Origin of the sequence: Streptomyces sp. GD-15H, from assembly GCF_045291515.1 — a bacterium.
GTDB lineage: Bacteria > Actinomycetota > Actinomycetes > Streptomycetales > Streptomycetaceae > Streptomyces.
In genome coordinates, this window is sequence record NZ_CP149447.1 from 1174619 (window position 1) to 1196634 (window position 22016).

Annotated in this window: 15 protein-coding genes and 7 pseudogenes; 15 read left to right on the forward strand and 7 right to left on the reverse strand. The window is 70.6% G+C overall.

Annotated elements, in window-relative coordinates; all coding sequences use genetic code 11:
- Positions 1-21: 21 nt before the first annotated feature.
- Both WJ438_RS05815 and WJ438_RS05820 read left to right on the forward strand, forming a co-directional pair.
- Positions 22-578, forward strand: a pseudogene (locus tag WJ438_RS05815) (type I restriction-modification system subunit M N-terminal domain-containing protein); the annotation flags it as partial.
- Positions 574-840, forward strand: a pseudogene (locus tag WJ438_RS05820) (hypothetical protein); the annotation flags it as partial. The pseudogenes WJ438_RS05815 and WJ438_RS05820, both read left to right, overlap by 5 nt.
- 66 nt (positions 841-906) lie before the next feature.
- Here the strand turns inward: WJ438_RS05820 and WJ438_RS05825 are convergent.
- Positions 907-1140, reverse strand: a complete 234-nt coding sequence (locus WJ438_RS05825; protein ID WP_406724253.1) for a DUF397 domain-containing protein — start codon at positions 1138-1140, stop codon at positions 907-909.
- A gap of 23 nt (positions 1141-1163) precedes the next feature.
- Entirely contained in the window at positions 1164-2063 is a 900-nt protein-coding gene (locus WJ438_RS05830) for a helix-turn-helix domain-containing protein (protein WP_406724254.1), read from the reverse strand.
- Between the two features lie 352 nt (positions 2064-2415).
- Between WJ438_RS05830 and WJ438_RS05835 the strand changes: the two are divergent.
- A pseudogene (locus WJ438_RS05835) lies at positions 2416-2520 on the forward strand (putative ATP-grasp-modified RiPP); the annotation flags it as partial.
- A gap of 137 nt (positions 2521-2657) precedes the next feature.
- Positions 2658-3782, forward strand: coding sequence for an ATP-grasp peptide maturase system methyltransferase (tgmC, locus tag WJ438_RS05840; RefSeq protein ID WP_406724255.1), 1125 nt, complete (start codon positions 2658-2660; stop codon positions 3780-3782).
- Positions 3783-3830: 48 nt separating this feature from the next.
- On the opposite strand, the gene WJ438_RS05845 is transcribed toward tgmC, so the two are convergent.
- Together WJ438_RS05845 and WJ438_RS05850 are read right to left on the reverse strand one after the other, a co-directional pair.
- Positions 3831-4916 carry a tetratricopeptide repeat protein gene (locus WJ438_RS05845; RefSeq protein ID WP_406724256.1) on the reverse strand — a complete coding sequence of 362 codons (1086 nt, stop codon included), beginning with the start codon at positions 4914-4916 and terminating at the stop codon, positions 3831-3833.
- Between the two features lie 241 nt (positions 4917-5157).
- Positions 5158-6705 (reverse strand): CHAT domain-containing protein, encoded by a 1548-nt coding sequence (locus WJ438_RS05850; protein ID WP_406724257.1) that lies wholly within the window; start codon positions 6703-6705, stop codon positions 5158-5160.
- A 175-nt stretch (positions 6706-6880) separates the two neighbouring features.
- Between WJ438_RS05850 and WJ438_RS05855 the strand changes: the two genes are divergently transcribed.
- The 4 genes and pseudogenes from WJ438_RS05855 to WJ438_RS05870 form a co-directional block, all read left to right on the forward strand.
- On the forward strand, positions 6881-7264 hold the full coding sequence (locus WJ438_RS05855) for a VOC family protein (RefSeq protein WP_406724258.1): 384 nt from the start codon (positions 6881-6883) through the stop codon (positions 7262-7264).
- A 389-nt stretch (positions 7265-7653) separates the two neighbouring features.
- On the forward strand, positions 7654-7953 hold the full coding sequence (locus tag WJ438_RS05860; RefSeq protein WP_406729603.1) for an ATP-binding protein: 300 nt from the start codon (positions 7654-7656) through the stop codon (positions 7951-7953).
- Between the two features lie 181 nt (positions 7954-8134).
- Positions 8135-9265: pseudogene (locus tag WJ438_RS05865) on the forward strand (serine/threonine-protein kinase); the annotation flags it as partial.
- Positions 9249-9713, forward strand: a pseudogene (locus WJ438_RS05870) (3'-5' exonuclease); the annotation flags it as partial. The pseudogenes WJ438_RS05865 and WJ438_RS05870, both read left to right, overlap by 17 nt.
- 252 nt (positions 9714-9965) lie before the next feature.
- On the opposite strand, the gene WJ438_RS05875 reads toward WJ438_RS05870, so the two are convergent.
- Positions 9966-10322, reverse strand: a complete 357-nt coding sequence (locus tag WJ438_RS05875) for a hypothetical protein (RefSeq protein WP_406724259.1) — start codon at positions 10320-10322, stop codon at positions 9966-9968.
- 620 nt (positions 10323-10942) lie between these two features.
- Between WJ438_RS05875 and WJ438_RS05880 the strand changes: the two genes are divergently transcribed.
- On the forward strand, positions 10943-11746 hold the full coding sequence (locus WJ438_RS05880; RefSeq protein ID WP_406724260.1) for an N-formylglutamate amidohydrolase: 804 nt from the start codon (positions 10943-10945) through the stop codon (positions 11744-11746).
- A gap of 337 nt (positions 11747-12083) precedes the next feature.
- Here WJ438_RS05880 and WJ438_RS05885 read toward each other — a convergent pair whose 3' ends face one another.
- Together WJ438_RS05885 and WJ438_RS05890 are read right to left on the reverse strand one after the other, a co-directional pair.
- A complete protein-coding gene (locus WJ438_RS05885) occupies positions 12084-12602 on the reverse strand; it encodes a GNAT family N-acetyltransferase (RefSeq protein WP_406724261.1) in 519 nt (172 codons plus the stop codon).
- Positions 12599-13009: pseudogene (locus tag WJ438_RS05890) on the reverse strand (transposase); the annotation flags it as partial. The gene WJ438_RS05885 and the pseudogene WJ438_RS05890, both read right to left, overlap by 4 nt.
- 323 nt (positions 13010-13332) lie before the next feature.
- On the opposite strand from WJ438_RS05890, the gene WJ438_RS05895 reads away from it, so the two are divergent.
- The 6 genes and pseudogenes from WJ438_RS05895 (at position 13333) to WJ438_RS05920 (ending at position 21754) form a co-directional block, all read left to right on the forward strand.
- On the forward strand, positions 13333-13950 hold the full coding sequence (locus WJ438_RS05895; RefSeq protein ID WP_406724262.1) for a hypothetical protein: 618 nt from the start codon (positions 13333-13335) through the stop codon (positions 13948-13950).
- Between the two features lie 256 nt (positions 13951-14206).
- A complete protein-coding gene (locus WJ438_RS05900; protein ID WP_406724263.1) occupies positions 14207-14716 on the forward strand; it encodes a hypothetical protein in 510 nt (169 codons plus the stop codon).
- 427 nt (positions 14717-15143) lie between these two features.
- On the forward strand, positions 15144-15566 hold the full coding sequence (locus WJ438_RS05905; RefSeq protein WP_406724264.1) for a hypothetical protein: 423 nt from the start codon (positions 15144-15146) through the stop codon (positions 15564-15566).
- Entirely contained in the window at positions 15556-16221 is a 666-nt protein-coding gene (locus WJ438_RS05910) for a hypothetical protein (protein WP_406724265.1), read from the forward strand. Before WJ438_RS05905 ends, WJ438_RS05910 begins: the two co-directional genes overlap by 11 nt.
- Positions 16222-16223: 2 nt before the next feature.
- Positions 16224-20988 (forward strand): annotated as a pseudogene (locus WJ438_RS05915) (putative T7SS-secreted protein).
- A 13-nt stretch (positions 20989-21001) separates the two neighbouring features.
- On the forward strand, positions 21002-21754 hold the full coding sequence (locus WJ438_RS05920) for a hypothetical protein (RefSeq protein WP_406724266.1): 753 nt from the start codon (positions 21002-21004) through the stop codon (positions 21752-21754).
- The last annotated feature ends 262 nt before the right edge of the window (positions 21755-22016 follow it).

A 22016-nucleotide genomic window follows, 5' to 3' on the forward strand; every position in this document is an offset into this window, starting at 1 on the left:
GGAAGGAATCCGGGGATCCAGTTGAACAGCAGTAAGCACACGGAGTTGGCGAACCACGCGTGGTCCGTCGCCGACCTCCTGCGGGGGACTACAAGCAGTCCGACTACGGCAAGGTCATTCTGCCGCTCACGGTGCTGCGGCGCCTGGAGTGCGTGCTGGAGCCGACCCGCGAGAAGGTCGCGGAGATCGCGGAACAGCACAAGGACAGCGGGATCGACCCGGACCGCTTCCTGCGCCGGGCCTCGGGCCACTCCTTCTACAACAAGTCCGGCCTGACACTGAAGAAGATCGCGGCGGACCCGCAGAACGCGGCGCAGAACCTCCAGGTGTACGTGGGCGCCTTCTCCGACAACGCGCGGGGCGTGCTGGAGCGCTTCGACTTCGCGCAGTAGATCAAGCGGCTGGACGGCGCGGGGCTGCTCTACAAGGTCATCGGCAAGTTCACGGACCTGGACCTGCGTCCCGAGATCGTGCCCAACCACAACATGGGTTACATTTTCGAGGAGTTGATCCGCCGCTTCTCCGAGCAGTCCAACGAGACGGCCGGTGAGCACTTCACGCCGCGCGAGGTCATCCAGCGGCGCCAAGGACGACGAGAAGTCACTGCTGTCCGAGCTGATCGAGAAGTTCAACTCCAAGTTCGGCACGGAGTTCACCGAAGAAGACGTCCTCCCGGCCTTCAACGCCACCAAGAAGGACCCGAAGGTCCGGGCCGCCGCCGTCGTCAACGACGAGGCCAACTTCGGCACGGACCGCGACTTCAAGTCCAACCTCGACCGCAGCGCTCGCCGCGCGGCCTGGCGGATGATCCGCCGGGAGGAAGGCCTGGACGACCTCTGAGACGTGAGACGAAGGAAGGGGCTCTGCGTGTACGCCGGGCCCCTTCCTTCGTGCATCCGCAGCGGGTCAGCGCCCGGCAGCCATCCGTACGAAGCCGACCCAGGCGTCGGCGCCGACCGCAAGGCGGGCCGCCGCAGGCTGCTTCGAGTCCCGGATGAGGACGGCTCCAGGGGTTGCGGCGACCTCGACGCATTCACCACCGCCACCAGTGCTGTAGCTGCTCCTAGCCCAGGCCACTTCTACGCATTCACCGCCGTTGCCCGTGCTGTAGCTGCTCTTGAACCAAGCGGCCTCAGGCACAGCCGCGTTGGCGTGCTGCACGCTCATGTGTCTCCCATCAGTTGCTCGATGAACGCCATCGACTCGCTCGGTGACAGCGCTTGTGATCGGAGGATGCCATAGCGCGCTTCGAGTGTGCGTACGTATGCGGCGTCGATGTACAGACGGCTGTGATCCTGCACTTCCGCGTACGCAACACGCTGCCCCTTGTCGGTGTCGATCAACGTGAAGGGACCGCCCAAGGCGGCATTGTCCTCGCGCGCCATCGGCATGACCTGTACCTCTACGTTCCTAGACTGACCCGTGACGAGGATTTGTTCCAGCGTCTCGCGCATGACTCTTGGGCCACCAACCGGCCTACGGAGGACCGCCTCCTCGATCACAAAGCTCATCAGGGCAGCAGGGCGTCGACCGAAAATCTCCTGTCGGACCATTCGTGCCTCAAGCCGCTGCTCAATGACCTCAGCCTCCAGTAGCGGCCGCTGCATGTGGAACACAGCTCGCGCATACTCCTCCGTCTGCAACAGACCCGGCACCGCATACACCGCGTACAGGTTCAGAGCCGTAGCCCTGGCCTCCAGACGCGCCATGTCCCGGAAGAACGCCGGATACTGAGCCTTCCCCACCTCCTCCTTCAGCGCCGTGAGCAATCCCCCAGCCCCCAACACCTCATCCGCCTTCTCGATGAACCGCGCCTGCGGAATCCGCCGCCCCTGCTCGATGGAGGCCACCGTCTCGGGCGAGTAACCCATCCGCTTGCCGAACTCCGGTCGCTCCAGGCCCGCCCGGATGCGCAGCAGCTTCAACTGCCGTCCGAACGCGGTGATGACTCCCGCCCCCGGCTCGTCCCCGGGCCTCCGGCTCCCCTGCCCCTGGCCACCCTGCGGCGGTACCGGTACCGCCGCCTGTCCCTGACCAGTCTCTTCGTCCCGCACGCTCGTCATGTCCCGCGCCTCTCCCCGTACCGTTCCCGGCCGCTCCGTACCGCTCAGTGCACCGTCGCGTGCCGCCGCGTGCGAAGGACCCGCGTCGGCGCGTCACCACTGGTCACGCTAGGCCACGGCACGCCACCGTGAGTACGCGATCGCAGCACAACCACCCCTGATGGTGAACGGTTCACGATGCGGCTGAGCCGGGGCCGCGCCTCAGGCCAGCAGCCGGCAACCGGCAACCGGAAGAACCCACCCCATTCCCGCCCACAAGGAGGCACCGATGTGCGCCCACTCCGACCGGCTCCCCACCGGGATGCCACTGCCCGACGGCATCAGCACGCCCGCGCCATGGGGGCTGCGCCGCATGGCGCCGTACCCGGCCCTCGCCCCCTCGTACGCTCACGTCGAGCTGGACCCGGCCACCCAGACCGGCCGCTACTTCGACGCCGCCGGACAGGTCATGGAGATGCCCGGCCACGGAACCAGCACGGGCACCAAACCCGCGACCAACACCGGCAATCCCTCCGGGCAATGGGCATGGCTGGAACCGGAGACCGGGCTGCCGATGGTGGCGGCGATGGCGGACCTCCTGGAGAGGAAGACGGCATGAACGACAAGGAGCTGAGGGCACGGCTCGTCGAGCGACTGACCGCCAGCGGACAGCTGCGAACCGAGCCCTGGCGGGAGGCCGTGTCCGCCGTTCCGCGCCACGAGTTCCTGCACGGTGGCTTTTTCCGAGAGGTCGGCGGCTCAACGCCCACCGCCTGGACCCCGGTCATGCGGGACGATCCGCGGTGGCTGGAGGGCTGCTACGACGATGCCTCCCTGGTGACGCAGGTCGCCGGAACCGTCGTGCCCGGGGACGTCCGCGGGGAGATCATGCGCGCCCCCACCTCGTCCAGCACCATGCCCGGCCTGGTCGTGCGCATGCTCGAGGACCTCCAGGTCGGCGCCGGCCACCGTGTCCTCGAGATCGGCACGGGCACCGGCTACTCCACGGGCCTGATGTGTCACCGGCTCGGTGACGACTCGGTAACCTCCGTCGAGGTCGACGAGAGCGTGTCCACTCGCGCCCGCACCGCGCTGGGTCGTTGCGGGTTCGCACCGGACCTGATCGTCGGCGACGGCCTCGCCGGGTACGAGGACGGGGCTCCCTACGACCGGGTGATCGCCACCTGCGGGCTCCTCACCGTCCCCCGCGCGCTGATCGAGCAGACCCGTCCCGGTGGGATCGTGCTCGTCGCCCTCTGCGGTTGGCTGTACTCCTCCGAACTGGCCCGGCTCACGGTCCACGAGGACGGCACGGCATCAGGTCGCTTCCTCGGCGGGCAGATCTCCTTCCTGCTCGCCAGGCCACCCCTGCCGCCGCCGCTGGGGCTGCTCCCCGATCTCGACGAGGGCGACGAACGACAGGCGGTCCTCGGCGCCGACGTGATGAACGACTGGAACACCCGGTTCGTCGCCCAGCTCGCCGCGCCACGCGCTCAGCACGTCGGCCTCACCCGCGAAGGCCGCACGGAGCACCTGTTCCTCGACGTCGACACCGGCGCCTGGGCAGTGCTCCGGGAGGACGGCGGTCAGTGGACGGTCCGGCAGAACGGGCCGTCCCGCGTCCGGGACGCCATCGAGGCGCACCTCACCCGGTGGCGCGGCGCCGGGGCTCCGCCGCTGGAGCAGTGCGAGATCACCCTCACTTCCGACCAACCGGTGATCACCTGGCCGGGCCGCTGACCTGTGTCTCACGCATGCGTACCCTTCCGTACGCGGTGGCCGGTCCGATCATGAGGCGATCGTCCCCCGCCGGGTGATCAGCGAGGGGCCGGGCCTTCGCGCAGCCAGGTCAGCTTCTCGTCGGCGGCCCGCAGAAGGGGGTGTCCGGGGCCGTAAATGCGGTGGTAGTCGCGTACGCAGCGGTCGAGCAGCTCGGCGGCCTCGGCGTGCCAGGCCCACGTCGATCAGCACGTTGGCGAGGTTGTCCCGGGTGGCGACCATCGTCGGGTGCTCGTCGCCGTGGAGTGCGACGCGTCCGCCCAGGATCGCGCGCAGGATGGGCACGGCGTCCTCGTAGCGCTGCATGGCGTGCAGGACGGCGGCGAGGTTGTTGCGCGCGGTGAAGGTGGACTCGTGGTGCGGCCCCACCGTCGCCTCCAGCGACTGCACGACGGCGCGGATGTGCTGTTCCGCCTCGGCGTGGCGGTCCAGTCGGACCAGGACGGCGCCGTGGTTGCTCCGGGCCGCGATCGTGGCCTCGTGGTCGCGCCCGTACCGGTCCTCCAGCCGGGGCACGAGGGCGCGTAAGGCGCGCTCGGCCTCCTCGTGCCGGCCGCACTTGAGCAGCGAGGCGGCGTGGGCGTTGGTGGAGGACAGGACATCGGGGTGGTCACGGCCGAGCAGCCGGACACGGCGTTCCAGGACGTCCCGCAGGAGCGGCTCGGCTTCGGGGGCGCGGCCGAGGTCCTCCAGAACCGCGGCGAGTCCGGTGGCGCTGCGCAGCGCGTCGGGGTGGTCGCGGCCGAGCGTGTCCGCCTGGGCGCGGAAGGTGTCGCGCCACGCTTGCTCGGAGAGGCGTAACTGACCGGTGGCGTGGAGGGCGCGGGCCAGCTCGACGGAGGTACGCAGGGTTTCCTCGTGGCGGTCGCCGAGCACGGTCCACTGGGTGCGTACCACGTGCTGGTAGAGCTCGACGGCTTCCTCGCCCCGTCCCGGGATCGATCCCAGGACCCGGGCGAGTTCGCGCATGGCGGTGAGGGCGTCCGGGTGCTCGGGGCCCAGCCTGTCGATGGCGGACCGGGCTCGCATGGCGTGGACTTGTTCGGAGGAGAGCTCGACGCGGGCGATCTCCTGCTCCGGCCAGCCCTCCGTCACCTCCGTGATGGTGATGTGTCCCCCGACCAGTCGCCGCGTGTTCCCGGATCCCACTGCGGGCTCCGGCGCGTGCGAGCCCGTCCGGGATTGCCCGTCCGTGCGTTCCCGATGCTCCTGCCCCCGGCCCTCCTGTTCCTGTCGAGGCTGCGGCGGCTGTGCGCCGGTGCCCTGGCCGTCTCCCGCGGCTCGTCTCCGCCACCATCGGGTCATCGTGACCGCCTCCTCGTTGCTGCTGGTGTCGTCAGGCGCCCGCGTGCACGTGTGCCGCCCACAGGCTGGGACTGGCCGTGAAGGCGGCGCGGCACCGCAGGACCGCCTGGTGCAGGGCGTCGGCCGTCCTCGTGTCGTCCAACTCCGGGCCGATGCCGGCTCCTTCGGTGCACAGCTCCCGGTAGAGGAGACGCGTGACGCGGACGGCCACCGCGTCGTGCACCGGCCAGAGCGTTCCGACGGCGTTGGGGTATCCCGCGAGCTGGAAGGCGGAGGTGATGTGGATCGCCTCGTCGGCCAGTTCCCCGCCGCCCCGCGCCGTCTCGCAGGCGGACATCACCGCGAGCCGCGCCGCCGGCAGTTCCAGGCGGGAGATCTCACGGACCGTCAGCGGACGGGTCGCATGGTCGTGCACCAGGAGCCGGCCGTTCGAGGGGTCGGCGGGCTCGCTGACCCCGTGGCAGGCGAAGTGCACGCACGGGTGACGAGGCAGGGCGTTCATCACATGTTCGAAGGTGGCCTGCTCCTCGTACAGCACCTCGGTCGGCAGGAGGCTCCGCAGTACCTCCACCTCGCGCCGCGCGCCGCCGAGCGGTCGGGCACCGGGAGTGTCGGGGAGCGCCACGGCGAGCAGCGGGCGGGGGGCGGCGGCCCGGGCCCGGGCGTACCGGAGAGCTCCGATGGTCGGCGTGTAGGAGGAGACCACCCGGTCCAGTACCGTCCGTGGTCCCGGCACGGCCGCCGCCGGGACGGATACGGTTCCGGCGTCCGGTGCCGCGTCCGGTGCCGCGTCCGGTGCCTCGCCGTGGTGACCGGCCGCGTGCAGCGGCAGAGAGGCCAGCGCACCCCCCGGTGACCACCACAACCGGTGCCACTCACCCTCGAGCGTGGGCCCGTGCAACCCGAGCCGGTCGAGCACCGGCCCGGTGACGTGGTCCCAGGTCCAGGCCAGTACCTCGCTGACAGTCTGCTGGGCTGCCCGGTCGCGGGCGGGGTCGGCCGCGTCGGCGAGCGCCCGCTCGAGGCGGTCCGCCTGTTCGCCGACGGCCCGCGGGGTGGCATGCGGCAGTGGCACGAGGAGGACTTCGCCGTCCCGCAGCACCAGGGCGTCACTGCGGTACGCGCTGCAGTAGGCGAGCACCACCGGGCCCCTGTCGGCGCGGGCCAGCAGTGCTTCGATGGTCGGCACGCCGAGGAAGTCGGAGAAGCCGGGCTGCTCGCGGATGTCGGCGACCAGGTGCTCCAGGTCGGCCGCGAGGGTGTGCCGCTGGTCAGTGGTGTCGGCCGGCAGCCGGCCCTGGGCGGTGTCCGCGGCGTCGGCGGCCTCGAGCGCGTCGAGCCGTTCCCGCAGGCGGGCGAAGCGCTCGGCGAGAGCGGGGTGGGCGCCGCGCAGCCGTCCGAGCCCGTCGCGGGTGGCCATGGTCCGGCCCAGCAGGACACCCCGGCCCTGTTCCAGCAGCAGTACCGCGCGCTCCGGCTGCCCGGCGTTGACCGCGCACGCGGCGGCTTCGGCGGCCAGGCCCCGCACCCGGGACAGGCCGCGTTCCTGGTCACTACCGAGGCCCTGGCCGACCTCCACATGCGCGACTTGGCGGCCGCGCTGGGCCTCGAGTGCGAGGGGGGTGTCGACCGGGTGCTCGGCGAACGCCTCACACGGGTGCTGCGGAAGGAGACGGAAGCCGCGTAGGGCGGTTCCTGGCGCGCGTGCCGTATTCCGGTGGCGGGCGGGACGTCACTCGGACATGATCGCGCACATGATCTCAGCCGTGACGAACATAGCCATCGACTGTGCGAACGCATACCAACTGGCGCGGTTCTGGAGCGAGGTGACCGGACACCCGCTGGATCCCGAAGACGAACCGGGTGACGACGAAACCGAGATCATGCTGCCCGGCGGCCCGGCCCTGCACTTCAACGAGGTGCCGGAGCCGAAGTCGGCCAAGAACAGGCTCCATTTGTGCCTGCGCCCCGATATCTCGAGGGACGCGGAAGTCGAGCGGCTCCTGGGGCTGGGCGCCTCCCTGGTCGCCGATCGTCGCAAGCCCGATGGCTGGGGCTGGGTGGTTCTCGCCAACCCGGAGGGCAACGAGTTCTGCGTACTGCTGGCCGAATCCGAGCGGGCCGCGTTGTCCTCGTGAACTCAGCCCCTGCCTCGCTCCCTGCGTCAGCCCCGCAACAAGTGCCGCTGGAGTACCGACCCGGTCCCGGTGGTGACCGCCGTGAAATGCGGAACGGCCACCGCGGGGAAAGCGCCCTCGGGTACCGCCCCGTACAACGTCCGCGCCCACCCCGTACGAAACCCCGGAAGCAGCGCGTCACCGTTGGTCACGTTGCGCCACGACGCGCCACCGTAAGCGCATGACCGCAACACAACCACCCCTCACGGCACACCGGTTCACGATGCGCTTCAGCTCCACCCCGCACAGGCGCCCGCCTGGCCCGGCGCCTGTGCGGGCACCGCCTCAACGCCTGGGGCATCCCGTACGGCAGTGACGCACACGACGTCGTCACGCTCGTCGCGGCGGAGCTGTGCGCCAACGCCGTCCGGCACGGGCACGTCGCCGGACGGGACTTCCACGTCCTCCTCACCGCCGACCCGGCCATCCGCACCGTACGGATCGAGGTCAGCGACACCCGGGGTGAACACCTCCCCCGCCTCCCCGACCTCCCCACCGCCCCACCGGAGGACGGCGACGGCACTCCCGGGGACAGTGGACGCGGCCTGCTGCTCGTCGCGGCGCTGGCCGACCGCTGGGGCTGTTCACCCCGTGCCGGGGGCGGGCCCGGAAAGACCGTCTGGGCGGAGTGCACCGCCCACCCCGCCTGACCTGATCACGCAACCAGGACCCGCCCTGGTCGGACGCGCGAGTCCCCACCCGGAAGACTGATCCCCGACCACATCGCAGACCTCTTCGGGCACTCGACGTGAGCGGGGGCGGGACCAGGTGCCGGACATACGGCGGATCGCGGAACGCTACGAACTGCTGGAGCAGTTCGGCCAGGGCGGGATGGGCGACGTGTGGCGCGGTTACGACACCGTGCTGGACCGGCCGGTCGCCGTGAAGCTGATCCGTCCGCAGGCCGTGACGTCCCCGCACCTGGCGGAGGAGTTCGAGAAACGGTTCCGGCGCGAGGCGCGGGTCACCGCGCGGATCCAGCACCCGGGTGTGCCGCAGGTGTACGACGCGGTGCTGGACGAGTCGTACGAGCAGCTTTTCCTGGTGATGGAGCTGGTCGACGGCGTTCCGCTGACCGCGTACGTGCACCCCGACCGGCCGCCACTCCCCGTCAGCTGGGCTGTGGCGGTGGCGGCGCAGGTGGCGACCGTGCTGTCGTACGCGCACGACGTGCCCGTGGTGCACCGCGGCCTGAAGCCGGGCAACGTCCTCGTCACCCGGGACGGCACGGTGAAGGTGCTGGACTTCGGCATCGCGGCGATCCTGCGGACCGACGTCACCAAGCTGTCCGCGACGGGCAGTCCGATCGGGACGCATCAGTACATGGCGCCGGAGCAGGTGCGCGGCGGGCGGATCACGCCGCGCACCGACCTGTACGCACTGGGGTGCCTGCTGCACGAACTGCTCTGCGGGCGGCCGCTGTTCGCCGGGGACAGCGAGTGGCAGCTGATGATGCAGCACGTCAACGCCGCACCGCCGCCGCTGCGGCAACTGCGTGCCGACGTACCGGCGGGCCTGGAGGAGCTGGTCCTGCACCTGCTCCGCAAGGCGCCCGAGGCGCGGCCCGCGGACGTGCAGGAGGTGTACGAGCGGCTGCGGCCGTTCCTGCCGGCGCCCGGGGACGAGTCCGCGCCGGAGGAGGCGGGGCCCGCCGGGGCGCCCGGCCCGACCGGCGTCTTCCGCCGCCCCTACGCGCCCCGCTCGCGCGTCGGTGCCGCGGGCGCGCGGCCCGCCGCACCCGCCGTCGGGCCGGACGCGTCGCCCGCCGTTCCCGCGGCCGAGCGGGAGGCGTTGCGGGAGCAGATCCGCGAGGTCTACGCGCACTATCTCGCTCTGATGGAGGAGGAACGGTACGCGCAGGCCACCGAAGTGGTGGACGAGATGATCGAACCGGCCGCACGCGCCCTGGGCTCGGAGAGCAAGGCGGTCCTGCGACTGCGTACGTGGCGGGCGGTCGGCCGCACTGGATCTGCTCGTCGCCCAGGTGCGGGCGTGGAGGGACGCGGGTGTCGGCGCCGGGGAGATCGGGGTGAGCGCCCGGTTCAACAAGACGTGCGCGAAGGCGGTGGCGCACCTGAAGGACTCCGGCATCCCCGCGGTGACGCTGCGCACCGCCTCCGGCGAGTCCGCGGCGGTCGAGGCGACGGCCGTGCGGGTCGGGACGATGCACTCGTTCAAGGGGCTGGAGTTCCGCTGCGTCGCGGTCATCGGCGTCAACGACGAGGCCCTGCCGTTCCCGAAGGCGGTCACGCCGCCCGAGGTGGACGCCAAGCAGCACGAGACGGACCTGATGTCCGAACGCTGTCTGCTGTTCGTCGCCTGCACGCGGGCCCGGGACAGCCTCTCGGTCTCCTGGTCGGGCGAACCGAGCACCTTCCTGACCGAGGCGGGCGTCACCGGCGCCGCCTGAGCCGCCTCAGCCAGGCCGGCCTCCGGCAGCGGGCCCGTGTGGCAGCCTCCGGCTTCTCCGGAGTGCCGTGGCGACCCCGCGGTGCCCGCCCGGGTGTGTCAGGGATGTTTCCATGTCGTTGCCCCACCTGGTGCTTACGGACTCACAGGCCCGCCTGCTGGCGGAGCTGGTACTCGCGCCCCTCCCGGTCCGGGAGGGCGGTGACGTCGCCGCGGGGGTCAGTGAGGAGGAGGTGGCGGCGCGGGGCCTGGATCACGAGGTGACGCCGGCGGACCTGCGCCGACTCGTCCTTCTCGGGCTTGTCGTGCGAGAGGCAGGGTGCGCGCGGGTCACCGATCTCGGGGCGCCGACCTGCCGACCGCCACGGAAGAGCCACCACTCCGTGCCGTTCGAGTACAGCAGGTTGGGCAGGTCCCGGAGCTTGTCCCACTGCTCCCGGTTGCCACGGCCGAAGGCGCCCGGATCGACGGGCAGCCCCGGGCGCTTGAGTTCGACATAGCCGCTGATCCCCCCGTCCACGCTCACCGCGTAGTCGGGCCGGCCACCGAGATCCGGCAGCGGATACTCGTCGCGCCAGCTCACCCGGTGCTGTTCGTGGTGCTCGCTCACCGCTCGGAACAGGACTTCCAGCGGTCCGCGGATCGCGGCCTCCTGGCCGCCGCCCCGGCCGGCTTGTCCTTGCGCATTCCACCGAACCGCGACACGGCAGCACGAAGCCACCCGCACTGATCCCCACCCATGGCCCCCAAGGAAACGATCACTGACACCGGCGCACGGTCCCCGGGGCCCCCACCGCGTCCATGCGGGCAAGGACATGGCGGCGCGTCAGTCCTCTGAACGACGCTCCCGGTGGTGTACGCACTCAACAAGGAGCGCCCCCTGCGATGACACGCCCCGCTCACACTCCAGCTCGCGCACCCGACAGGAGCGGGTCCCGTTCACAACGGAACCCCACCGACCCGCCGAAAGTCACCCCAGGCAAGCAGACCTTGAAACCATCGTCAATCAATGAATCACAGTTGACCCGCGTTGCACTTCACTGAGCACCTGTGACTGACGCGCCACTTTTCACGTGAAAGCGTTGGTTACCGGCTTGACGCGTGAGAGGTGCAGTATATGATCGGCCTCTCCGGTCGGCGGCGCGGCAACCACGCCCCCTCGGACAGGCGGGGGGCGCGCTTTGCCTCTCGACGCACGATCCACACCAACTCACTGCGAGGCAATCCGAGATGATCGACGCTTCCTCCCCCTACCGGCTCCTGCCGGGCTCCCCCGACTCCCCCGTGATCCTGCACGTCCCGCACTCCTCGCGGGCCGTGCCAGCGGACGTGCGGCGCGGGATCACGCTCGACGACTCCGCGCTGGAAAGGGAGTTGGACCACATGACCGACTCGCACACGGCGGAGATCGCGGCGAGGGCCGCTGCCCGGGCCTCCTCCGGCGTGCCCTGGCGGTTCGTGAACCAGCTCTCCCGCCTGGTGGTCGACCCCGAGCGGTTCCCGGACGAGCGGGAGGAGATGCTGGCCGTCGGCATGGGGGCGGTGTACACGGGGACTTCGCACCGGGGTGAGCTGCGGCCGGGCGACTACGACGGGCGTCCGCTCGTCGAGCGGTACTTCCACCCGTACGCCGAGGCCATGACCGACGCGGTCGGTGCGCGGCTGGACGCGGTGGGCCGGGCGGTCGTCATCGACGTGCACTCGTACCCGACCGAGCCCCTGCCGTACGAACTCCACGGCACCGGCCCCCGCCCACCGGTCTGCCTGGGCACGGACCCCTTCCACACCCCCGCCGAGCTGCTCGCCCACGCGGAGAAGGCCTTCGCGGACTTCGGCGGGACCGGAACGAACAGCCCCTTCTCAGGGGCGTACGTCCCGCTCGAGTACCACGAGAAGGACCCTCGGGTCAGCGCCCTGATGATCGAGATCCGCCGGGATGTGTACATGGACGAGCCGGGCGGCCCTGCGGGACCGGGACTGGACGCGCTGGCGGAGGCGCTGGCGGAGCTGGTCCGGCTGGCCCACGCGAAGTAGGCGCCCCAGGTCGCCCTTCGAGTCCGCCGCCGACCCGTCCGGCCGACGCCAACCACGGAACCATCGCGCTTCCACCCTTGACGCATCAACTGCCAACTTTCTGCCGATCACGCATCAATCCGGACGGGTCGGGCCGCAGGCTCGGCATTACGCATCACGACGGCACCCGATGTCACATCCCAGCCGTTGCTTCCCCTCGGGTCGACAACTTGAGGCAGTTACCTGTGCGCAAGCAGGACGTCGTCGAGGGAGTTGACTTCCAGGGCCTGGAGGTGACCGAGGCTGCCTCAGTGGGCGGCGCGAGGGAGTAACGGTCAAGACCTGTGGAGGGGTGAAGTTATCGCCTGAGGCTCCGGTGCCATCGGATCTCGCCTTCGTGCCATGCGTCGGTGGGTGTGAGCCCGGCGGCAGTGGCGACGGCAGCGGATGCCCGATGGTCGGGGTGGATGTGGGCGAGGACGGTGTGCACCGGCTGCCGGCCGAGCCAGGCGACGAGTCCTCGGGCTGCTTCGGTGGCGATGCCCCTTCCCTGCCACGGGGTCCCCACCACCCAGGCGATCTCGGCGAGGGGGCCGTGGCCGGAGGGGCCGATCGTTGCCTGGACGGCGCCCGTCAGGCAGGCCTCGTCACGGAGCCGGATCACCCAGTTCAACCAGGACACGGTCGGATCGGGAGAGCCTGTGGTCATGCGCTGATAGCGCGAGCGCAGGGCTTGCGGGGTGTCCGGGGTGCCACCGATGAAGGAGTGCAGGGCCGGATCGGACAGCACCGCGGCCATCTCCTCGGCGTGCTCGAGGTGCAGCGGCAGCAGGTCCAGCCGCCTGGTGCTGACCGTCAGGGCTGCGAGGGTGCTCACGCCGCGACCGCCGCGGGGCGTTCGACGAGCCGGCCGCGTGCGAAGCGGGCCCCGGCACGGACGAGGGCGACGAGGTGGGGTGCGTTCACGGCCCGCCACCGCTGCTGGGCGGACTCGACGAGTTCGAAGACCATGGCCAGGGCGGCGGTGCGGGAATCGGCGCCGCGGGTGGCCTTGGTCCGCAGCCGGACGGTGGAGAAGGTCGACTCCATCGGATTCGTGGTCCGTAGGTGGATCCACTGCTCGGCCGGAAAGTGGTGGAGCACCGGCAGTTGGTCCTGGTCATCGGTGATCTTTTTGACCCCCTTGGGGAATTTCGCGCCGTAGAGCTGGGCGAACGTCTTGATCACCGCCCCGGCGCGGTCGTGGTCCTCGGCGCCTGTGATGTCCTGGATGGCCTTCTTCGCGCTGTCGCCGGAAATGCACCCCAATGGCCCCCCTCCTGGCCCTCTGTTGAGCACGTCGTCCTCACTGCCATTAGCGTGGCCGCCAGACGGAGCGACCGTCATGAATGAATTCGGACGAAATTCGTCACGACCAGAGTGAACATGACGAACTCTCCCCGTAACGCCGCGGGTCTTCTCGTACGTTCTCGCCCACGGTCCCCAGATCCACTCGGGTGCCTTGCCTTCTGTGAACCGACCCGACACGCCGCCGTCCGGCGGCATCGGCGTCGGACAAAGCCTGGGCGGCCCTGACTCTGTTCCTTCCCACACACACGGAGGCGACCGTGAGCTTCGCTGGCCGGTCCTTCACATTCCTCGCCGTTGCGGTTCTCGGCGGCTCTGCCGGGCTCGCTCTCATCGGATCCGCGTCGGCCGACGTGGTCCCGCAGAAGACGGCCGGGGCTGCGGCAACCCACCCTGCCGACGGCTCCTCGGCGAAAAGCCGCACCCTCCGTGTGGGGGCCCGGCTGCAAGTCGGCGAAGAGCTGGATCTGGGTGCGACGGGCCGCAGCGTCGGCGACCAGTTCGTCTTCAGCGGGAATCTGGTGTCGGCCGAGGGACCGGAAGAACGCTTCGTCGGACGCTTCGGCGGGTTCTGCGTCCTCACCGACCTCGAACGCAACGCGGGACAGTGCTCGTCGACCGCGGTGCTGCCGGAAGGACAGATCACCGTCCAGGGCGAGCAAGCCGGAATTCCGGTACCGGGCCCGGTCGTCAACGCGATCACCGGAGGTACCGGGGAGTTCCGTAAGGCGCGTGGCCAGGTGACACAGCGGGTGTTGACGCCGGCGACCTGGCAACTCACCTTCGAAGTTTTCGACGTGCAGCCTCATCGGACCGGGGACGGTCACAGTCCGTCCGAGGCGCCGATGCCCACGCCTCCGTCCTCCCCTGGCAAGTAGCCGCGTCAGACGGTATCGACGCCGCCCGGGACGCGGTGGCGGGAGCAGCGGTTCCCGCCCGCGCCAGGCATCGGACAGTCCCTGTCACAGGCCCGTCCCGGTCATCGAGCGCAGGGCCTTCAGCGCCACACCAGGCGGAGGTGCGCCATTTCGGCTCAATGTCGAGAGAGCCGCCAACCGGCCGTGAGATCCGAGAAGTCGGGGACAACGCGAGGCGCCTCCGCGACCCGCACCGATCACCACACAGGGAGACGTCGTGAGCAAGAACTTCCGCACACTCATCAGCTGGGGCGTCGCCCTGGCCACCGCCACGGCCGCCACCGTCACGATCGGCGCAACCACCGGTGGCCCGCCGAACCCGCTGCCGGCCGACCCGCAGACCCGCCCGACGGCCGGTCAGGGGAAGGAACCACGGACTGAGCCTCAGGCGACAGAGCGCCGACGGATCGCCGCATCGGTCCTGGACAGCGACTTCACGTTCACACTCACCGCGCTGAGGTCGCAGACCGATCCGCTCGCGGCATCCGTGCGCCTCCAGGTCTTCACCTTCAAGGACGGTGCGTGGAGAGAATCGGACCGCGCTCTGGTCGGCGAGGCGGACGCCTGGTTCTGGTTCCCGCTGACCGGCCGCCACGCGGTGTGCGAGTTCTCCACCGCCGGCACGGAGCCCGCACCGGTCGCCGTCAGCCTGCTGGTCACGCCATCGATCGGCTGCTCGCCGACCGAGAACTTCCAGATCGAGAACGGGCGGATCATCCCCGCCTGACAGCGGCCGGTGGCTGCGGTGCCGACCGCCGCTCGTCAAGTTCTTGCATGTCCCGGGAAGTCGAAGCACCCGGCTGCACTCCAAGGGGGCACTGTTCGACACCGTGACGGCCGGTATCGGCGGGCCCCGCCCCGGGATGCGGCTACAAGCACCGCCGATATTTATCCCGTCTCCCCACCGTCACTGCCGACTTAGCCACTCCCGCCCCGCCTGCCGCTTCATCACACCCTTGCGAAGGCCGCGGAAGTCGAACCCTCGCAAAAGCGGACTGATCACGGCCAGGGCTGGGTTGGCAGTGCCCCACGGGACGCTGACGTCATGACGAACCGTTCCGGGTGAGTCTCCACGAGAACCACCGGCCCCTTCACCCGCGTCGTGTTCTACGGTGCCATCAGTCACCGCTGACACCGGGACGGGGGAGGGGTCCGTGGAGCAGCCCAGGACGACACTGGCCGAGCGAATAGCCGAGCAGCGGGCGGGGCTTGGCGATCCTCGGGCGCTGGTCGGTGAGATGCGACGGTCGGTTCTTCTGGTTCCGTCCGTCGACGGCCGCCTGTGGAGCGCGCATTCGGGTGGGGTGCGGTGGGTGTGCGCCTTCACCGACGAGACGGCGCTGGCCCGCTTCGCCCTGCACCACGGGCCGGGTGACCGGCCGATGGAGTACGCCGCGCTGCTGGGTGCCCGCATCGTGGACGAGGTCGTGCCGGGTCTGGCCGAGCCCGCCGGTCTCGCGGTGGACATCGCCAGCGAGGACGGGTCGATGTTCTTCCCGCCGGTCACCGGGATCGTTCCCGACGGTGTCGCCGTCGACACCGAGACGGCCGGGGAGGGGCGCGGCCGTGGGCGCTGACGGAGTGGACCTGAACTTCGACAAGGCGTCGGTCGCGAAGTTCACCAAGGGTGTGGGCGCCACCATCGACGGGCTGGGCGACCTGGGCGGCGCCACCGGTTCGGTGATGGGCAAGGGGTTCTCCGCGCTGTCGATGACCGGGATGGAGTCCGGGCACCACGGTCTGTCGGTCGACTTCGAGGACTTCTGCGAGCGCTGGGAGTGGGGCGTGCGCGCCCTGGTGAACGACGCCGGCCAGATCGCGAATCGTCTCGGTCTGGCGGCGGGCACCCAGTGGGAGCACGACCAGTACGTCGCGGGATCGCTGAAGGCGGGGGTCAACGCCTTGATGGGCGGCAACCCGCACGCCTCCGAGGAGGAGATCACCCAGCAGGGCTGGGGTGAGGTGTTCACGCCGGACTACCTGGACCCGGACTGGAGCGCCGAGTCGTTCGAGCGGGCCGGCCAGGACATCGAGCAGACCTGGAAGGACACCGGCCGGACGGTGCTCACGGAGGGGGAGGGCGGCCGGCAGTCGGAGCGGCTCAAAGAGGAGCTGGGCATCGACGAGGGCGAGTGGAACCGGGCGCTGGACGAGACGTTCGGCCCGTCGCCCGAGGAGCGTGCCCAACAGGCCCAGCAGCAGGCCGGGCAGGGCGATGGTGGGGGTAACTGAGGGTGGGTATCGGCGACTTCATCAAGGACATCACGCCGGACTCGGTGGAGGACGCGGTCGAGGACGGTGTCGAGTGGCTCGGCGACCGGGTCGAGGGCGCGGGGAACTGGACCGCGGACCGGCTGGACGACGTCGGCTGGGAGTCGGGCGCGGACTGGGTGCGCGAGCAGTCGCGTTCGGTCGCGAACCGGATGGGCGCCGAGGTCGACGAGATGGACCTCGGAGAGACCGAGGACAAGACCAAACTGGTCTACGGCAGCCCGGCGAAGCTCCGTTCCACCGCCGAGAAACTCCGCGCCTTCCAGAAGGCGTTCGACGATGCCGGCGAGGGGCTGAAGGGTCTGGACTCCTCGCAGCTCAAGGGTGAGGCCGCGGAGGCACTGCGCAAGGCGGTGAGCACCCAGCCGCCGAAGTGGTTCACCGGTGCCGACGCCTGCGAGAAGGCGGCCGCCGCGCTGGAGGCGTTCGCCGACACCGTGACGTGGGCGCAGGGGCAGGCGCAGACGGCGATCGAGAAGTGGAAGGACGGGGTCGAGGCGTCCGAGGACGCCGCCGGCGCCCACCGCAAGAAGGTCGACGACTACAACAAGGCCGTCGACCGCTACAACGCCCGGCCCGCCGACCGTCGGGACCCGTCCACGCTCCCGCCGTGTCCGGCGCCGACGTTCGACGACCCGGGCAAGAAGCTGATGCAGGAGGCGCAGGACATCCTCGCCGAGGCCCGCAAGCAGCGGAACACCGCCGCGGAGACCGCCCGCAGTGCGGTCCGCGCGGCGCGGGACATGGCCCCTCAGAAGCCGTCGTACGCGCAGCAGGTCGGTGACGGCCTGCAGGAGCTGCAGATCATGGGTGACCACGTCGGCGGTGGGCTCATCAAGGGCACGGCGGGACTGCTGAACTTCGTGCGGGGGATCAACCCGCTGGACCCGTACAACCTCACCCACCCCGCCGAGTACGGCACGAACCTCAACAACCTGGCCGCCGGCCTGGTGCTGGCCGCCAACGACCCGGTGGGCACCGGCAAGCAGATGGTCAGCGACTTCATGAAGGACCCCTACGAGGGCTTCGGCCGGCTGCTGCCCGACGCCGCGCTGACCGTCGCCACCGGTGGGGGCGGCGCCGCGGTCAAGGGCGTGCGCATCGCCGTGGACGCGGCCGACGCCGCGCGGGTCCGCAGACTGGTCGACGACGCCCCCGACGGCGCCCACAACCGCCCCGACGGCGACCGCACCACCGACGGCACCGACCCCGTCGACCTGGCCTCCGGCCGCATGTTCCTGCCCCAGACCGACGTGGAGATCCCCGGCATCCTGCCACTGGTCTTCACCCGGCGCACCGAGTCCGGCTGCACGGCCGGCCGTTTCCTGGGCCGGCCTGGACGTCCACCGTCGACGAGCGCCTGGAGATCGACCCGGTCGGCGTCGTCCACGTCACCGCCGACGGCCTCCTGATCACCTATCCGCACCCCGTCCCCGGCGCCCCCACCCGCCCCGAGTCCGGCACCGTCCGCACCCTGCTGGCCCGTGACGGAAACGGCGACTACACGGTCACCGACCCCGACACCGGCCTGGTCCGCCACTTCGCCGCCCCGCCCGGTGGCGAGCCCGGTGGCGACGGCGACGCCTGGCTGATATCCGTCACCGAACGCAACGGCCACACCGTCACCGTCGACCGCGCCGACGACGGCCTGCCGCTGGCCCTGGCCCACTCGGCCGGCCTCCGGGTGAAGCTGACCACTGTCGAGGGCCGGATCACCGCCCTTTCCCTGGCCGGCGCGGGCGACAACAGCGCCGGCCTGCCACTGATGGCGTACGGCTACCAGGACGGCGACCTCACCACCGTCACCAAACCCTCCGGCGCCACCACCACCTTCGTCTACGACGACCGCCACCGGGTCACCGCCTGGATCGACTCCAACGACAGCCGCTACGACTACGCCTACGACGCCCGCGACCGCGTCATCGCCGAAGGCGGCGAAGCCGGCCACGTCCAGATCACCCTCACCTACACCGAACCCGACCCCGAGACCGGCCACCGCACCACCACGCTGACCACCGCCGACGGCCGCACCACCCGCCACCGCATCGACCACCGCTGCCGGGTGACCGCCACCACCGACCCGCTCGGCCACACCACCCGCTTCGGCTACGACACCCGCGGCAACCTGCTCACCCGCACCGATCCGCTCGGCGCCACCACCGCCTACACCTACGACGAGAACGGCAGACTGGGCGGTGCGGTCCGCCCGGACGGCTCCGAACTGCGCATCGCACGCGGCCCGCTCGGGCTGCCGACGGACGTCGTGGGGCCGGACGGCGCCCGCACGGCCTACGCGTACGACGAGCACGGCAACCGAACCGCGGTCACCGACCCGGCCGGGAAGACGACCCGTTCGGCCTACGACGACGCCTGCCGGCTCACCTCCGTCACCGACGCCCTCGGGGATACGGCCCGTGTGGTGTGCGACGCGGCGGGGCTGGTCGTGGCGGTGACCGACCCGTCCGGCGCCACCACCCGCACCGAGCGGGACGGGCTGGGCCGCCCGGCCCGCGTCACCAACCCAAGGGGCGGGGTCACCCGACTGGAATGGAATGCGGACGGACAACTCGCCCGCCGCACCGCCCCGGACGGCGCCACCGAGTCATGGACCTACGACGGCGAGGGCAACTGCCTGACCCACACCGACGCCGCCGGCGGCGTCTCGCGCTACGCCTACACCCACTTCGACCTCCCGCTCGCCAGCACCCGACCCGACGGCGGCCGCTACGAATTCGAGCACGACAACGACCTGCGCCTCACCCGGGTCACCAACCCGCAGGGGCTGACCTGGACCTACGAGTACGACGCGGTCGGCAACATCGTGTCCGAGACCGACTTCGACGGACGCACCCTGACCTACCGCATGGACGCCGCGGGCCGGCTGCACCGAGCGGATCGACGCCCTCGGCGGGACCATCTCCTTCGAACGCGACCACCTCGGCCAGGTGCTCCGCAAGAACGTCGACGGGCGGGTGACGACCTATGCCTACGACAAGGCCGGCCGCCTCCTGGAGGCGATCGGACCGGAGAGCGAACTCCGCTACCAGTACGACCGCCGCGGGCAGGTCAAGACGGAGTTGGTGGACGGCCGCCCGCTCCTGTACTCCTACGACGGCCTGGGGCGGCGCATCCGCCGGACCACGCCCACCGGTCATGTCACGTCCTATGCCTACGACTCCGACGGGCTTCCCCTGCGGCTCACCACGAGGCCGGCGGGTCGACTTCACCCACGACGCCGTCGGCCGCGAACTGGCCCGTGCCTACGGGGACGCGATCACCATGACCTCGGCCTGGGACGAGGCCGGACGGCTCGCCGAACAGCACACCACCGCCGGAGTCAGAGCCGTCACCAGCCGCGCCTACGCCTACCGCGCCGACGGCCACCTGGTCTCCGTCGCGGACCGGCTGTCGGGCACCCGTACCTTCGATCTCGACCGGGCGGGCCGGGTCACCGCCGTCCACGCACAAGGCTGGACGGAGCGGTACGCCTACGACGCCGTCGGTAACCAGACCTCGGCGACCTGGCCGGACCGACATCCGGGCGGTGAGGCGACCGGGGAGCGGACCTACAGCGGCACCCGCATCACCCGCGCCGGAGACGTCCGCTTCGAGCACGACGCTCTCGGCCGAGTCACCCTGCGGCAGAAGACCCGTCTGTCCCGCAAGCCCGACACCTGGCGCTACGAGTGGGACACGGAGAACCGCCTCACCTCCGTCACCACCCCCGACGGGACCCGGTGGCGTTACCGTTACGACCCGCTGGGCCGCCGCACCACCAAACAGCGCCTGGCGGCCGACGGCGAGGGCGTGGTCGAGGAGGTCCGCTTCACCTGGGACGGTCTCACCCTGTGCGAACAGACCAGTCACCGGCCGGACGTCCCGAACACGGTCGTCCTCACCTGGGACCACCGGGACGTCGTGCCCCTGGCCCAGACCGAGCGCATCCTCACGGCCGACAGCGGTCAGGAGGAGATCGACCGGCGGTTCTTCGCCATCGCCACCGATGTCGTCGGCACGCCGACCGAACTCATCGACGAGTCCGGCGACATCGCCTGGCGCACCCGGAGCACGCTCTGGGGCACCACCGCCTGGGCCCGCGACAGCAGCACCTACACCCCGCTGCGCTTCCCCGGCCAGTACTACGACCCCGAGACCGGCCTCCACTACAACTGCTTCCGCCACTACGACCCCGAGACCGGCCGCTACACCTCCCCGGACCCGCTGGGCCTCGCTCCCGCGCCGAATCCCGTGGGCTATGTCGACAACCCGTACACGGGCTGCGACCCGCTGGGCCTGATGCCCAAGTACACGAAGGAGGAGAAGGCCAGGCAGCGGAGCATCAAGACCGCGGACGGGGTCATCGAGAGGGCGCAGGACGGCACGTTCCGGAAGCACCCCAAGTACCACGGGGACGAGATGCACGACTTCACCGACGAACGGGTCCTGGAGATCCTGAAGAACCCGGACGCGGTGTACCAATCGACTGGCTCGGCCGGAAAGCTCGTCTTCCGGCAGGGCGAGGACGTCGTCGTGACCCATGGGCCCGGCTCCGAAGCCGGCCAGGCCATCACGGCGTACGGGCCGTCGGGTACCAAGGGCGAATCTGGAGCGACGGCACTGGGCGGCAAGTCGACCGACCCGGGTGCGCCGATTACCCACCAAGACATCGTGGAGGGGAAGATCCCGGGCAAGGACGGATTCATGCCCCCCGCCGTACAGATCAAATGAGGCAGCACTGACCATGAGACTGACCCTCGGCAATGACTGGCGCGCGACGGTGACGGACGATCCCCTGCCCTTCACTCCTCGCTTCGCGGGCACCTTCGTGGCCGTCGCGCCTTACGCGGACGTGAAGGAACGTGTGCGGTTCCTCGCGGACACCTTCGGCAGCCAGGAATGGCTGTGGGACACCCCGGACACGCTCGGGTTCGACCCGGCGAGCCGGGAGCTGGTCGGCGCCGAGTTCCAGTTGCCCCACGAGTCCGCCTCCACCGGGGACTGCGCCCGCCTCCCCTCCGTGCCCCCCGTCCTCCCCGGCGGACTGCGCGCGGACGAGGAGCGGAACTGCCGCCTCGAGATGGCCTCGGTGCTGTGCCGTGCGCCCGGGGACACGGTACTGACCTGTCTGCGCGACCTCGACGTCCTCGACGAATCGCTGGAGGCCCGCATCGGCATCGCTCCGGACACGGCGCTCCTGATCCAGCACGGCACCGTCGTCGGCTGGAGCCTCACCGATCCCGTGCGCTATCTGACGACCACCTACGCCTCCCCCGATCCCGCCCCGCCGTCCCCGGCCACCCGCCGGCTGCTCAGTGCCTGTTTGGACCTGATCACTGATCCGCTGCTCGAAGAGGTGCAGGACCGCGAGCCGGCCGCCCTGGCCCGGCTCCGGGAGATCCACCAGGCCCTACGCGCCCAGCGCGAGGACCGGCACCGCGTCGATGCCCTGCTCTCGCTCATCGGCAACCTGGTGGAGGATTACGGGGACCGGTGACGGTCGGCCGAGGAAGCTGAACCGCACCTGGTCGTCCTGGTCGACACGGCCTCGGCGGACATGGCCGCAGCCCCGTCGGACCACCCGGATGTGACGGCCGTACGGCACCTACTGAGCTGTTTCCGACCCGACAGGACCGCCACACCGCGGCGTTGGAACAGTGCCGGCTGCAGGTGTCGCCGACGTCATCCCGGTCCCCGGTGATCACGAGATGTCATGCCTGCACCCAACTGTCCCTTCGCGTCATGCAGTTCAGAACAGC

Coding starts and splice junctions, on each gene's coding strand:
- WJ438_RS05880 (WP_406724260.1), top strand. CDS start 10,943: ATGATCGACGCTTCCTCCCCCTACCGGCTCCTGCCGGGCTCCCCCGAC.
- WJ438_RS05830 (WP_406724254.1), bottom strand. CDS start 2,063: ATGACGAGCGTGCGGGACGAAGAGACTGGTCAGGGACAGGCGGCGGTA.
- WJ438_RS05920 (WP_406724266.1), top strand. CDS start 21,002: ATGAGACTGACCCTCGGCAATGACTGGCGCGCGACGGTGACGGACGAT.
- WJ438_RS05855 (WP_406724258.1), top strand. CDS start 6,881: ATGATCTCAGCCGTGACGAACATAGCCATCGACTGTGCGAACGCATAC.
- tgmC (WP_406724255.1), top strand. CDS start 2,658: ATGAACGACAAGGAGCTGAGGGCACGGCTCGTCGAGCGACTGACCGCC.